Genomic DNA, 13,672 nt, shown 5'->3' on the forward strand with positions numbered 1-13,672 from the left:
GCCTACAATTATTTGTAAGCATGTTTCTTTTAATCACTCTATGATTACAAGAACCGACGATATCTCAATGAAATATAGTTGTCTTCATCGTCCAATCCATCTTCAACGTTCATAAAACAAAATCCTTTCGCTTCATAGAAAGGAATACCTAGATTGTTATCTTTTTGAACTGAAACCCACTGTTCTTTAGCTTGATATTCTTCCTTTTGTTGTTTTGTAACTGCAGTAAGCAGCATTGTCCCGATCCCTTCATTACGTCGATCAGGTCTTATATACAGTACATAAATTTCTCCAACCTCATCTTCAATTATTCCACCACCACAAGCCCCTACCACTTGGTTATTGTCTAATGCAACAAAGTACCCTCCCCATTCCTTATCGGTATTAGTCACTTTATTTAAAATCCGTTCATAATTATAATATTTGTTTATAACTCTTTGGATATAGTTCTTCTTATGTAAATTGATGTATGTTGTCCAATTAGCTTTAGTGCACACATCCGAAATTCCATTGACATGATTTGAGTTTGCCTTACGAATATAAAGCATTTCATTCCCCTTACATCATTTTATTCATCGTAACATGAATACGCTCGAATATGTAAAACTCATCATAATTTCCTACAAATTGCTTATGTTTCCCACTTAAAAAGAGGGTGTTCCAGAAAAGTTGTAACATAACTTTTTGGAACACCCTCAACACTATTTGGAAATAACGCCACTTAAACTTGCACCTTCAACAAAGAAACGCTCAATGTTTTTCTCTACATCTGGATCAGAAACTAACAGCGGTGCATGATGTGGTTTAATTCTGGCATCGATAATGATATTGTCGCACGACCAATGTTTATTTTCATAATAACTGTTTACACCATGGATATCATGGGATGGATTACTGCGAGTGAACGTTGCCCATAGGAAGTTAGACATAGTTTCACTCATAAATCGACTGTCATCACACAGAATGATTAAAGGGCATGAAGGCATAGCACCCTTTTCTTCAATCATTGTTGTTAACGTTTTGATTTCATTTAATGTCTGTTCACTTGACGTGTACTTAGGACCTTCAATTGCGACAACACCTGGCATCACTAATAATGCTTTGCCAAAGTTATTTAAGTCTTTTAAGTGCTCTGGCACGTCTGTACAAAGGTCTCTTTTCTTATCACCACAAGCTGCAAAAATAACCTTGCTACCGGTATTCAAACCAGTTCCAGAATAATCAAGTGTATCAATCGTTGTATTGGTCTGGAAATGAATATCTCTTCTTAAATCGATTCGTTCTAGAATGTATGCTAGAAATTTAATTTCTTCATGTGTATCTAAAGGCATTTCTTCTTCAGCCGCTATGAATAAGTATTTAGCAAGACTCAATTGCCCTGTTCCTAAAATCCGATTGGCAATTGTAAGCAGTTCTGCTGGTTGCTTCACTTTTTGATAGGGTGTATAGCGTTCACTGCCAATTGCAAAAAGAAGTGGATGAACCCCTGCTGCATCAACAGCATGAACTTCCTTAACTCCAGGGATTTCTTGTTTGATTGCATCACCAGTTAATTCGTGGATCAAATCACCAAAGGCTGTATCCTCTTGAGGTGGACGTCCAACAACGGTAAAAGGCCAAATTGCATTTTCTTTTGCATATACCTTGTGGACACGCATTAACGGGAATTCATGAGTTAAGCTGTAATAACCTAAATGATCCCCGAATGGTCCTTCAGGCTTTGTCTCCCCTGGATGAATCTCACCAGTTATGACAAAATCTGCGTCATGACTAATGCAATAGCCATCTACATAGCTGTATCTAAAACGACGACCTGATAATAAACCAGCAAAGGTCATCTCACTTAATCCTTCTGGCAATGGCATGACAGCTGATAATGTATGAGCCGGTGGACCACCAATAAAAATACTTACTTTTAAAGGCACTCCAAGTTTGTTCGCCTTTGCTTGATGAATACCAATGCCTCGATGTATTTGATAATGTAGACCAATTTCTTTATTTAGTTCATACTCATTTCCACTCAACTGAACACGATACATTCCTAAATTAGCATTCATTATTCCTGGTTTTTCTGGATCCTCACTGTATACCTGTGGCAACGTAACAAACGCACCACCGTCGTCTGGCCAGTGATGAATGAGTGGGATATCGGAAATTTGTATTTCTTTAAAACCATTTAAACTGTTGGTTGGTTTTTTCATAGGTAATGCCTTCGATCCTGCAATGCCTGATCCGATATGTTTGAAAGGATTCTTTAAAGCACTGATTGGATCATTACGCAGGGCAATCACGTCTTGAGTAGAATCTAATGTGTTCCTAAAAATAAATTTACTTCTCTCCAAATGACCAAACAGATTAGATACTGCTCGATAGCTTGAGCCTTTAACGTTTTCAAATAATAACGCAGGTCCATCTGCGGCAAATACTTTCATGTGTATTGCGGCCATTTCTAAGTGCGGGTCGACTTCTTCATGGACACGAATTAATTGTCCTGCTTTTTCTAGGTCGAGAATACACTCTTCTAAATTACGATGCATATGCCTATCCCCTATTTCTCTAATGTAATCTCTAAATTACATTTAATAATTTCGAACAATTTGTCCATTAAATACAGCTTCAATATTTAGATCTTGGCCAGTCGCCAATTCAGTGATCTTCGAAAGAATGGTTTCTTCAACAATCGACTCAATCCATAACTCATTCTTATCGCGAATTGACGTTGTCAGGTCGTAATAATTAAGAGCTAACTCTATTATTTTTCTTATATCACTCATACGCGTTGAATCAAAATCTTTAATTGTCGTTATTGATGCTTCAACAAACGCGTTAAAAGATTGCTTTTGCAAGGATAGAACTCCCTTCAACATGTTGTCAGCTTTCCTTAAGTATAATTTGAAATTGTGCTGACGTCCAGATTCGTCATTTTAAGACATAGGCTGATACTAGTTGACAACAAGAATAATTATGTAATAATAGATAAAGTGCTTATAGAGTTGTTATGACAACTAGATAGCTTGTACCAATGTTCTATAACAAGGGTGCAAGAAATCATCAAAAGATTGTCTGAAAATAAAAGAGTTTTGATCCTAATGAGAAATTAAATACATTTGGTGGCTTAAGTAAACACATTATTGTGAGTACAAAAGAGACCGACGTTGATGGAAACTCCTATCTACGTTGGTCTCTTTTTTAATGAAACATGATTTAGGAGGAAAATGTTATGAACAGATGGTTGGTCGTACTTGGTGCTGTAATTATTCAAATTAATCTAGGAGCAGTATATGCTTGGAGTTTATTTAACCAACCGCTTATTGATAAATTCGGTTGGGAACGAGAGGATGTTGTTTTTACATTCTCAATCACGATTGCGGTCTTTGCATTTACAACTATTTTTGCTGGAAGACTTCAAGATAAGATAGGACCTAGGTGGGTTGCAACAATTGGTGGGTTATTACTTGGAATTGGTTTGATTTTATCAAGTCAGGCAACGACTCTGACTCAGCTTTACTTTTATTATGGTGTTATTGGCGGAATTGGAATTGGTATGACTTATGTTTGTCCACTATCCGCGTGTGTAAAATGGTTCCCAGATAAAAGAGGATTTATAAGTGGTGTTGCTGTTGCTGGCTTTGGATTAGGTGGATTAATCTATAAGCCGATTATTGGATATTTTGTAGAAAGTACTGGTGTTTCATCTTCATTTATGTACTTAGGAATCATCTACTTACTTCTAGTAGTTGCAGGTGCTCAATTGTTAAAGGATCCACCTGTTAATCTTACTAATGAGTCTAATAATTCAAACGGTACAGATTCAGAAGAAACTAAACAGTTCTCTCCAAAACAAATGCTTAGTACGTATCAATTCTATATGTTATGGGTTATGTTTTTATTTGGTAGTATTTCTGGGTTGTTAGTCATCAGCTTTGCTGTTGATATCGGTGTCGAGCTTGTTGGGCTTAACCTTGAAAGAGCTGCAAATGCAGTAATGGTCATAGCCTTATTCAATGCAGCAGGTCGAATTGTATTAGGGAAAATATCTGACCAACTAGGTCGTACCAATACACTTATGGTGATTTACGGAATCACTGCCTTAATCATGTTCTATATGAGTTTCGGCACAATGAATTACGGTATTTACCTTGTTGCTGTTTCACTGATTGGTTTTTGTTTTGGCGGATACCTGGCACTCTTCCCATCAGTAACAGCAGATTACTACGGTACCAAAAACATTGGAAGTAATTATGGTTTTATGTATCAAGCCTATGGACTTTCTGCATTTGCAGGACCATTTATTATAAAAGTGATTCCATTTACACAAGCATTTCTAATCTCGGGATTGATTTGTGTACTTGCGATTATTATGGCGAAATTAGTCCAAGCACCGAATTTGGTTTCTAAAAAATTTCCAGAACAAGAGGCTGTTAGAAACTAATATTTTAAGCGTAGCGAAGTTTTCATCGCTACGCTTTTTAATTTATTTTTAAATATATGAACCGGTGAAACTAGTGGCTGTAAAAGTCGCTTCGACACGCTACCGGGATGGGGGGCTCGCTTTCCGCAGGCGGGCGTTGAACTAACCGGCTCTGCCGGTGGATTTCAACTTGCCCTTTCTTCCTGCAGGAGTCGGCCCGCCCATCCCGTCCACTTTGATGATATGGAAGATAGAATTTTCCTCCTCCAATCAGTAAATATCACGTGATTATTAAATTCAGCCAAATAACTAATAGAATTACGAGGTTAATATTGCAACAACTAATTGAAGGATTAATTCGCTGAAGAGAATGTAAGCTTTGTCCTTTACTAGACGGGTGCTATAAAGAAGATCCTTAAACAAAAACCATTTAGTCACTTTAAATATCAAAGGAGTACCTTGCCCAAGAACGGGTCTATTCGTCTTGCAAGTTCAGGGATTAACTACGATTTTCGTAGTTAATCTTAAACGAATCATGGACCTGAAAGCCCCAAAAGAGAATAAATAAAAAAGGAGACAGGTCTAAATGATCCATAATATAGGTCATCTTTTCCTGTACTCCCTATTTTAAACTCAGCTATTTTAGTACTTAAAGAAATTCCCCTAGAAACTCAATCATTTTTTCATAAACTTTAATTTCGTTTTCTTTTTTAGAAAAGCCATGTCCCTCATCATCAAGTACTAAATAGTCAACAGAAGTACCGTTCTCTTTAAGTGCGGCAACAATTTGATCTGATTCTTCTTTCACGACGCGAGGATCATTTGCCCCTTGTATAACGAGCATTGGTTTGACCATGCTGTCCAAGTAGGTGGTCGGTGAATCTGTTTCTAAACGTTCCTTATCCTTAACTGGATCTCCTACCCAGCGGTTCATGATTGGCTTCCAATGATCTGGGACCGAATTAATAAATGTAAATAAGTTACTTACTCCAAATATGTCAACAACTGCTTTGAAATATTCAGGGTGACGTCCCGCTAGTAGAAGGGTCATATAACCACCATAACTACCTCCCACGACAAACAACTTGTCACGCTCGGTAATTCCTTGATCGAACAACCATTCGATTCCATGAACACAATCTAGACGTGGACCGTGCCCCCAATCACCTTCAACAAGTGTTGTGAAAGTTGCTCCATAACCTGTACTCCCTCTAAAATTAGGTGCGAAAATAGTATAACCACGATTTAAGAAGCATTGAAACATAGCTCGAAACCATTTTCGTTCAGCTGATTGAGGCCCGCCATGTGGCCAAAAAATCGTATGACCATTTGAAACTTCTGGTTTTGCTCTAAATAGGAGCGCTTCAATCTCCATGTTATCAAATGACTTATACGTGACAACCTCGGGCTCCACCATTTGTTCAGACGTTACACCAAGGACAAGATTATTTGTAATCCTTTCAAATGTCTTTCCTACTACTTTTCGGTAGATATTTGTTGGAATGGTCGCACTTCTCCCCATTAAATACAAATTACCACTTTCACTTACTACTAGCTTTTCGATAACGTCTGTTGGCGAATCAATTCGGTTAGCACGTTGTTCACCAAGCTTTAAAGAATATAAATGATCAGTAACACCTTTTTCCGTTACAAAATAAAAAGTCGCTTGTTGTTTATTCCATTTTAATTCAGTTACATTTTCAGTCTCTATTTTTAATACCGGTTCAAATGTTTTTGTGAGCAGATCGAAGGAAGCAATATAAGAAAATTCCTCACCGTAATTCGTTAAAAAGTAGATCGTTGAATTATCAACGTATACAGCATTAGAGCTTGTGTGTACGTCTTCTTTTGATGGAGTAAGTAGTATCTCTTCATCATTAACATGGGCATAGGATAACTGATATGTATTTGCTAGCATACGTGTCGTAACGAAACTTTCTTCGTCTGGAGATACTGATTGTAAATAACTAGCTGCGGATTCACCTTTGTAAATAATTTTATCTTGCTCTGTCTCTAAATTATATTGATGGATGTTTAGAAATTGTGGATTGTCTTTACTTGTGACATAGTAAATGTTCTTGCCACTCGCAGACTGGTCAGCAAAAAAGAACTTCTGATCTTTTTCTCCACCAATAAACGGTTGTCGCTTGCCACCATCCAAGGGTAATGCGTAAATTTGGTAGTTCTCATCTCCATCATTATCAAATCCAGAAAGAACCATTTGATTTTCTCCATCAATTTTGATGAAATTACACGCTTGATCCACCTGTGCAAATAGATAAGGAAATTGGTTCGGGAAATCAATTGCCCAGAGGTTATGTTTTCCATTTAAATTACTGCTGAAAATTAATCGACTTTCATCTTTACTGACAGCAAAGGTCGTAATCGCAAATGTCCGAAAAAACTGATCTAAATCTGGTTTTGGAAACTCAATCATCTTATTCACGCTCCTAGTAATTTGTTTCAACACATTTATTTTAGCATAATGTTTCGTAGTGCGAAATATTATCATTGGTGATATTATCAAATTGCCCCAATCTTTTATGTACTAATTAATCATTCAGAAGTTAGTCGAGAGTTATTGATCAACGTTTAAATCCACCTTCTGAATGAATGATTTGTCCTGTAATCCACTCAGCATCCTCACTAACCAAAAATCTAATCGTTCTAGCTACATCTCTAGGTTCGCCAATTCTGCCAAACGGAAACATTTTAAGTAATTCGCTCTTATCATGATCAGTCATCCAGCCTGAATCAGTTGGACCAGGGTTTATCGCATTAACAGTTATTCCAAGTTTGGCTACCTCTGCTGCGAGTGTAATTGTTAGAGCATCGATGGCTCCTTTAGTTGTTGCATAGGCTAATTCACCAGGCATTGGTCCTTGAAACTGTCCCGACGTAATATTTACGATTCTTCCTCCTCTTTTCTTTTTGAATGTCCTAGCAAACTGACTACTCAACAGTGTTGTCGCTCTAATATTAATGAAATAATGCTGATCGAGGTCATCTACAGTTAGAGAAGTAAAGTCATTATTCGTAGAGTAAGCTGCGTTATTTATTAATATGTCTGGCTCACCAAATTCATCAATGACTCGATTTAATAGATCAGTCGCTGCATTAGACTTAGACAAGTCCAGCTCTACGGAGGAGACTTTCACCCCTTTTTCTAGTAATTGTTCCTTTAGTAACCTCGGTTCTTCTGATTCAATATTCCACGGCATAGTTCGGTCATACTCTGTCCAGTATGTGAAAAAGATGTCACATCCAGCTTCAGCTAGTTCTAAGCATATTGCAGCCCCGATACCTTTCAGTCGACTAGCACCTGTAATAATCGCAATTTTCCCTTTCAATTGTTTCATTGTTATTCCCCCCATTAAAGAAGTTAAGGTATTGAATTAGCATACTATATCAAATATTTGTCATCTTTCCTCTTCTATAATTAACTATAGGTATTACTTACACATAAATAAAGTGTAGAACGACCCCTATTGTATTAAATTAAGCGTCGCCTGCTCATAATAAAAAAAGACATTCCATCCAAAGCGAACAATCAGTAATTATGGTATAGTTAGAAACTACATAATAGTATATTGGAGGCACTATGTTAACATTTGAAGAAAAATTAGCAATTATTGAATCATTTCCCGAGCTAGAAAGAAAAGATGTATCATTAGGACGTGTGAATTTTCATTACAATGAAAGCTCGTACGATCAGAAAAATGTTGTCTATCATCTCCATCCAAATGGAAATGGATTTGTTTATGCCGGTAAAATGACTGGGTACGAAACGAATGATAAAGGTATGGTTAATATTCGCAACTTTACCGAAAAAGCCATTCGATCAACTGTTAGAAAAGCCATTCTCTCCTTAACACCAAGAGAAACTGAGCGACTTGATGAACCAACCGAGGAAGTTTGGATTAATGACAATACCGTTACACTTACAGTACTTAAAGAAGAAGATATTTGGAATGTTTATACTGATGAGGATGTTCTTGATGGAACATTTAATTCATACAGAGAAGCCACTAACTACCTAGAGGCAGAAGGTTTTTCTCGAATCTAACTATTTAACAGACGTTCAGGGATGCCTTGAATGTCTTTTTTTATTATTCTTACGCGATTAATCTAGGAATTTGATTCTTAACTAAAAATGGTCTCGATATGTTCTCATATTTCAATTAATGAACACTAAGTTTACATAATATAATTATGACAAACTATTGAACTGAAAATAGAATTTTTTTACTAATTATCTATTTATTTATAATCTATTATTTTATAATTAATATTGTAAATTACTGTAAGGAGGCAGAGGATGAATAATAAACTATTTGTTTTTTTAGTGTTCTCTTATTTATTTTAGCTTTAGTTCCAAAGAGAATGATCATTTTCACTGTTAACAATAATAATAACGGGATCACTGAGGAATCGCCTGATAATAATGAATCAATTTCCTAAAGCTTAAAAGACCTAGAATGATCTCTTTCTTCATTCTAGGTCTAGCAAACTAAAAATCTTTCACTCTACAAACCCTTTATTCTTTTCCTCTTCAACGACTAATCTACGCAATGTTTTGCCGACTAAGGTTTTTGGTAGGCTTGTGCGAAACTCATATTTTCTCGGTACCTTGTAAGCAGCAAGTCTTTCTCGACAAAATGCTTCTAGCTGATTAGCGTCTGTTGATACACCTTCTTTTAAGACAATATAGGCTTTCACTGTCTCACCTCGATATTCATCTGGTACTCCAGCTACTACTACGTCCATCACGGCTGGGTGTTTAAATAGTACCTCTTCTATTTCCCGAGGATAAATATTAAATCCACCTGCAATAATAAGATCCTTTTTCCGGTCCATAATATAGAAAAAACCATCGTTATCCATCATCGCCATATCACCAGTATAAAGCCAACCATCTCTTAATGTTTCACTCGTTGCTATAGGCTGATTCCAATATCCTTGCATGACTTGTGGCCCCTGGATAAGTAACTCTCCAACATTTCCATTCTCAACATCTTCACCTGTCTCTGGATCGACGACTTTAGCTATTGTATCAGGGAATGGTATACCAATCGAACCAAGTTTTCTTTTTTCCCAGATATTATTTGCATGTGTTACTGGTGATGCTTCGGTTAAACCATACCCCTCAATTAATTTTCCATTTGTTAACTTTTCAAATCGTTCCTGAACATTTCCAGGTAATGGTGCAGCACCACTAATACAAATATTAATAGAGGACAAATTATATTTTTGAACGTCAGGATGATTAATTAGCGATATATACATCGTTGGTGCCCCTGGAAAGGTACTGGGTTTCATCTTGTCTATTAATTTTAAAGACAAATCAATATCAAACTTCGGTAATAGGATCAACATTCCACCAAGCCTCATCGCGAGATTCATTAACACGGTCATACCAAATACATGAAAAAAAGGTAATGCTGCTAGATAACGTTCGTTTCCTTCTTCACTCTTGTAGCACCAAGCTCTTGTTTGGATTGTATTTGCAACTAAATTATAGTGAGTAAGCATGACCCCTTTCGCTATACCAGTTGTGCCACCAGTATATTGAAGTAGAGCGAGATCCGTTTCTGCATCAAGTTCTACAGTAATCGGAATCGCTAATGCTGATTTAAGAAGATGTTTGTAGGAGTGGACCTTTTCACTATAAGTGACATCCATTGATAAGCCGTCTTTTTTCACTGTTAATGGATAGAGTATATTTTTTGGAAAAGGGAGATAATCTTTGATAGAGGTAAAGATTATATTTCTTACATTAGTTTTAGGTATTACGCGTTGAATTCGCTTAAATAATAGATCAAGTGCAATTAGGATTGACGTTCCTGAGTCATTCAATTGATATTCAAGCTCTTGTTCCATATAGGTTGGATTTGTTTGAACAACAACAGCACCGATTAGTAAGGAACCGTAATAGGCAATGACGGCTTGAGGGCAATTAGGTAGCATAATTGCTACCCTATCGCCTTTTTGAACGCCAAGATCTTTTAATACATTTGCAAAACGATAGGTTTCATCGAGCAATTCCTTGTATTTTATTTTCTTACCCAAAAATGCTAAAGCGATATGTTCAGGAAATTTTTCTGCAGAATCATTCAGGAATTGAGCTAAATTCTGTTTAGGGTAATCATAATTTGGTAAAACCTCTTTAGGGTAACACTCTAGCCACGATTTTTCAGACATATCAATCACCCCTTTTTTGGCCTACAGCAAATAATTACTTAAACAAGAAACTTTTCAGCAGATATCACTCGTTTTGCAATTTGTCTCTTCAATTCAATGGTATTAACAGGTACTCTTCTGGCTAGCTTTTTTAGTATAGATAGTTGTGTTCGAAGGATGTCGCCTGACTCCATCGCTGACAGAGCATCCTTTGCTAAGTGCTCTATTATGTCAAATGACTCATGAACAATCACTTGTGTCATCTCAATTGAATTCTGACAATGAGCTTCACCCTTTTTATCGATTAATTTCTTTGTTCTTAAGTAAGCGCTTTCCATTGAGAATACTTGGATCATGATGTCTGCTAAATGACTAAGAATCTCCTGCTCCTCTTCTAGCTTTAATTGATACTTTTGTACAGCAATACCGCCAAGCATTAGGAAGATTTTCTTCGCCATTGATATGAGGTATTCCTCTTGCTCTAACAGTTGCTCAAATGTCCTTGTTGGAACGAATGTGAGCAGTTCTGATTGTAAGGCCTGTGCCTTTTGCATGAGTGGTAACTCACCCTTCATTGCTCGTTTAATAAGTGTACCAGGAATCAGTAATCGATTAATTTCATTAGTCCCTTCGAAAATACGGTTGATTCTTGAATCCCGGTAAATTCGTTCCACCTTGTATTCCTGGATAAATCCATACCCACCGTGAATTTGCACCCCCTCATCAGCAAGGAAATCAAGAGTTTCAGAGCCGAAAACCTTGTTAATTGAGCATTCAAGTGCATACTCAGCAATGACCTTTGCTGAAGCTAAGCCAGCGTCGGAACCACTTAATTCAATCTCACTCATATTAGAATCCATTAAACCAGCCGTCCGGTAGACCATGCTATCTAGTGCAAACGTTTTAATATTCATCTCTGCTATTTTTTTTCGGATAAGAGAAAAAGATGAGATTGGTTTATTAAATTGTTGTCGTTCATTTGCGTATTTTGCAGTAAGTTCAATTGTATCTTTTGAAGCTCCTAAACACCCAGCAGCAAGTTTAAATCGTCCAATGTTCAAAATATTGAAAGCGATAAGATGACCTTTACCAATTTCCCATAATAAATTATCGACTGGTACTTTAACATCTTCTAAAATGAGTGAACATGTAGAAGAACCTTTTATCCCCATTTTCTTTTCTTCAGTACCGATACTGACACCTTCCATTGATTTTTCAACAATAAATGTGCTAAATTCCTTCCCATTCACTTTCGCATATACAATGAACACTTCAGCAAAACCAGCATTCGTGATAAATTGCTTTGTTCCATTTAATAGATAGTACGTCCCATCCTTAGAAAGTGTCGCTGTCGCTTTTGCCCCTAATGCATCTGAACCTGAAGAAGGTTCAGTTAGGCAATATGCTGCGATTTTCTTTCCAGTTACGAGATCAGGCAAGTATTTCCTCTTTTGATCCGTCGTACCAAAATAAACAATCGGGAGCGTACCAATCCCAATATGTGCACCTAGTGAAAGGGCAAATGAAGAAGCTTTTGATAACCGTTCACTAATTAAAGTAGAGCTAACTTTATCGAGGCCAAGACCATTGTACTCTTCAGGTACATCTGCTCCCAAAAGTCCTAATTCTCCAGCCTTTTGAAGCAATTCAACTGTTAAATGATAGTCTAATTTCTCAATTTCCTCATCATGCGGTAAAACTTCTGCTTCAATAAAATCCTTTGTAGCGTCTGCAATCATTCGCTGTTCCTCCGTAAAGTCATCGGGGGTCACAACTGAATGAAAATCTACATCTTCAATGATAAAACTTCCGCCAATTTTCTTTTCAGTCATCGAATCATTCCTCCTAAAATTTAAATTATTGGTTGAATCCTTTTACAAATACTATTAAACTTCAAAAACTGCGGCTGCCCCCATCCCTCCTCCAATACACATTGAGACAACGCCTAAGCCTCCACCACGTCTTTTCAACTCATATAATAAGGTTGAAGTAAGCTTTGCTCCCGTACAGCCAAGTGGATGTCCGAGGGCAATTGCCCCCCCATTTACATTTACCTTTGACTCATCAATATTCAACTCGCGAATGACTTGAAGGCATTGTGCTGCAAAAGCTTCGTTAATTTCAAATAAATCAATATCATCTAGTTCGACCCCAGCCATTTTAAGAGCCTTTGGTATTGCCTTAATTGGTCCAAGACCCATAATTTCAGGTTCAACACCGGTGACCGCGAAAGCTTTGAGCGTTGCTAATGGCTTAAGCCCTAATGCTTCTGCTTTTTCTTTACTCATTAGGATCGATGCCGCCGCCCCGTCACTCATTTGTGAAGAGTTTCCTGCCGTTACGGTCCCACCAAGTTTGAAAGCAGATTTGAGCCTTGCGAGTGCATCAACTGTCGTTTCAGCACGTACGCCTTCATCCATTTCAAATACGATATTTTTCTCCGTTACTTCACTATTTTCGTTAATTTCAGTAACTGTCGTTTGAATAGAAGTGATTTCTTCCTTGAACTTCCCTAACTTGATTGCCGTAGCTGCTTTTTGATGGCTGTTTGCCGCAAAGAGGTCTTGATCCTGCCTCGAAACTTGATAACGACGAGCTACTTCCTCTGCCGTAAAGCCCATACCCATATAGACTTCTGGTAATTCCTCTACAATTTTTGGGTGTGGTGATGGCTTAAAGCCCGTCATTGGAACATGGCTCATACTCTCAACGCCACCAGCTATAATAACATCTGCATGACCAAGCATAATCCGCTCTGCCGCAAACGCAATTGATTGTAAACCAGAGGAGCAAAAACGATTAATAGTTAGTGCTGGTGTTGTAACTGGAAATCCAGCATAGAGTGAAATAATTCTTGCTATATTTAACCCTTGCTCTCCTTCAGGCATTGCACATCCAAAAATAATATCTTCTACTTCTTCTTTTTTAAGGCACGGTGTTCGTGTCATAACAGCATCCAAAACGGTTTTCCCTAAATCCTCAACCCGTGTTTGTGCGAGAGCACCTTTTTTGGCTTTGCCTACGGGTGTGCGTGCAATTGAGACAATAACTGCATCCCTCATCACATTTCACCTCTTTCAT

Annotated in this window: 10 protein-coding genes; 2 read left to right on the plus strand and 8 right to left on the minus strand. The window is 37.4% G+C overall.

What is annotated here, in order from left to right:
* Positions 1–44 precede the first annotated feature (44 nt).
* The 3 genes from J7W16_RS06380 to J7W16_RS06390 all read right to left on the minus strand — a co-directional run bounded on the left by J7W16_RS06380 (position 45) and on the right by J7W16_RS06390 (position 2,846).
* The gene (locus J7W16_RS06380) at positions 45–548 is read right to left on the minus strand and encodes a GNAT family N-acetyltransferase (RefSeq protein ID WP_210596434.1); all 504 of its coding nucleotides are present in this window, start codon (positions 546–548) and stop codon (positions 45–47) included.
* A 153-nt stretch (positions 549–701) separates the two neighbouring features.
* Complete coding sequence (locus tag J7W16_RS06385; protein WP_210596435.1) at positions 702–2,537, minus strand: UbiD family decarboxylase; 1,836 nt, start codon at positions 2,535–2,537, stop codon at positions 702–704.
* A 42-nt stretch (positions 2,538–2,579) separates the two neighbouring features.
* Positions 2,580–2,846 (minus strand): DUF6407 family protein, encoded by a 267-nt coding sequence (locus J7W16_RS06390; RefSeq protein WP_210596436.1) that lies wholly within the window; start codon positions 2,844–2,846, stop codon positions 2,580–2,582.
* Between the two features lie 374 nt (positions 2,847–3,220).
* On the opposite strand from J7W16_RS06390, the gene J7W16_RS06395 reads away from it, so the two are divergent.
* The gene (locus J7W16_RS06395; protein WP_210596437.1) at positions 3,221–4,432 is read left to right on the plus strand and encodes an L-lactate MFS transporter; all 1,212 of its coding nucleotides are present in this window, start codon (positions 3,221–3,223) and stop codon (positions 4,430–4,432) included.
* A gap of 628 nt (positions 4,433–5,060) precedes the next feature.
* Here the strand turns inward: J7W16_RS06395 and J7W16_RS06400 are convergent.
* Together J7W16_RS06400 and J7W16_RS06405 are read right to left on the minus strand one after the other, a co-directional pair.
* Complete coding sequence (locus J7W16_RS06400; RefSeq protein ID WP_210596438.1) at positions 5,061–6,848, minus strand: S9 family peptidase; 1,788 nt, start codon at positions 6,846–6,848, stop codon at positions 5,061–5,063.
* Between the two features lie 148 nt (positions 6,849–6,996).
* Positions 6,997–7,770 (minus strand): SDR family oxidoreductase, encoded by a 774-nt coding sequence (locus J7W16_RS06405; RefSeq protein WP_210596439.1) that lies wholly within the window; start codon positions 7,768–7,770, stop codon positions 6,997–6,999.
* Between the two features lie 242 nt (positions 7,771–8,012).
* On the opposite strand from J7W16_RS06405, the gene J7W16_RS06410 reads away from it, so the two are divergent.
* Entirely contained in the window at positions 8,013–8,477 is a 465-nt protein-coding gene (locus J7W16_RS06410) for a hypothetical protein (RefSeq protein ID WP_210596440.1), read from the plus strand.
* Between the two features lie 455 nt (positions 8,478–8,932).
* Here the strand turns inward: J7W16_RS06410 and J7W16_RS06415 are convergent, their stop codons facing one another.
* From J7W16_RS06415 to J7W16_RS06425, 3 genes are read right to left on the minus strand one after another with little or no spacing between them, the layout of a single operon-like run.
* Entirely contained in the window at positions 8,933–10,612 is a 1,680-nt protein-coding gene (locus tag J7W16_RS06415) for a long-chain-fatty-acid--CoA ligase (RefSeq protein ID WP_210596441.1), read from the minus strand.
* A 38-nt stretch (positions 10,613–10,650) separates the two neighbouring features.
* Positions 10,651–12,423 (minus strand): acyl-CoA dehydrogenase family protein, encoded by a 1,773-nt coding sequence (locus J7W16_RS06420; protein WP_210596442.1) that lies wholly within the window; start codon positions 12,421–12,423, stop codon positions 10,651–10,653.
* A 54-nt stretch (positions 12,424–12,477) separates the two neighbouring features.
* Complete coding sequence (locus tag J7W16_RS06425) at positions 12,478–13,653, minus strand: acetyl-CoA C-acyltransferase (RefSeq protein WP_210596443.1); 1,176 nt, start codon at positions 13,651–13,653, stop codon at positions 12,478–12,480.
* Positions 13,654–13,672: the final 19 nt, after the last annotated feature.

Source organism: Halalkalibacter suaedae (assembly GCF_017939705.1).
GTDB lineage: Bacteria > Bacillota > Bacilli > Bacillales > Bacillaceae_D > Halalkalibacter > Halalkalibacter suaedae.

Coding starts and splice junctions, on each gene's coding strand:
- J7W16_RS06420 (WP_210596442.1), bottom strand. CDS start 12,423: ATGACTGAAAAGAAAATTGGCGGAAGTTTTATCATTGAAGATGTAGAT.
- J7W16_RS06395 (WP_210596437.1), top strand. CDS start 3,221: ATGAACAGATGGTTGGTCGTACTTGGTGCTGTAATTATTCAAATTAAT.
- J7W16_RS06380 (WP_210596434.1), bottom strand. CDS start 548: ATGCTTTATATTCGTAAGGCAAACTCAAATCATGTCAATGGAATTTCG.
- J7W16_RS06410 (WP_210596440.1), top strand. CDS start 8,013: ATGTTAACATTTGAAGAAAAATTAGCAATTATTGAATCATTTCCCGAG.
- J7W16_RS06405 (WP_210596439.1), bottom strand. CDS start 7,770: ATGAAACAATTGAAAGGGAAAATTGCGATTATTACAGGTGCTAGTCGA.
- J7W16_RS06400 (WP_210596438.1), bottom strand. CDS start 6,848: ATGATTGAGTTTCCAAAACCAGATTTAGATCAGTTTTTTCGGACATTT.
- J7W16_RS06425 (WP_210596443.1), bottom strand. CDS start 13,653: ATGAGGGATGCAGTTATTGTCTCAATTGCACGCACACCCGTAGGCAAA.
- J7W16_RS06385 (WP_210596435.1), bottom strand. CDS start 2,537: ATGCATCGTAATTTAGAAGAGTGTATTCTCGACCTAGAAAAAGCAGGA.
- J7W16_RS06415 (WP_210596441.1), bottom strand. CDS start 10,612: ATGTCTGAAAAATCGTGGCTAGAGTGTTACCCTAAAGAGGTTTTACCA.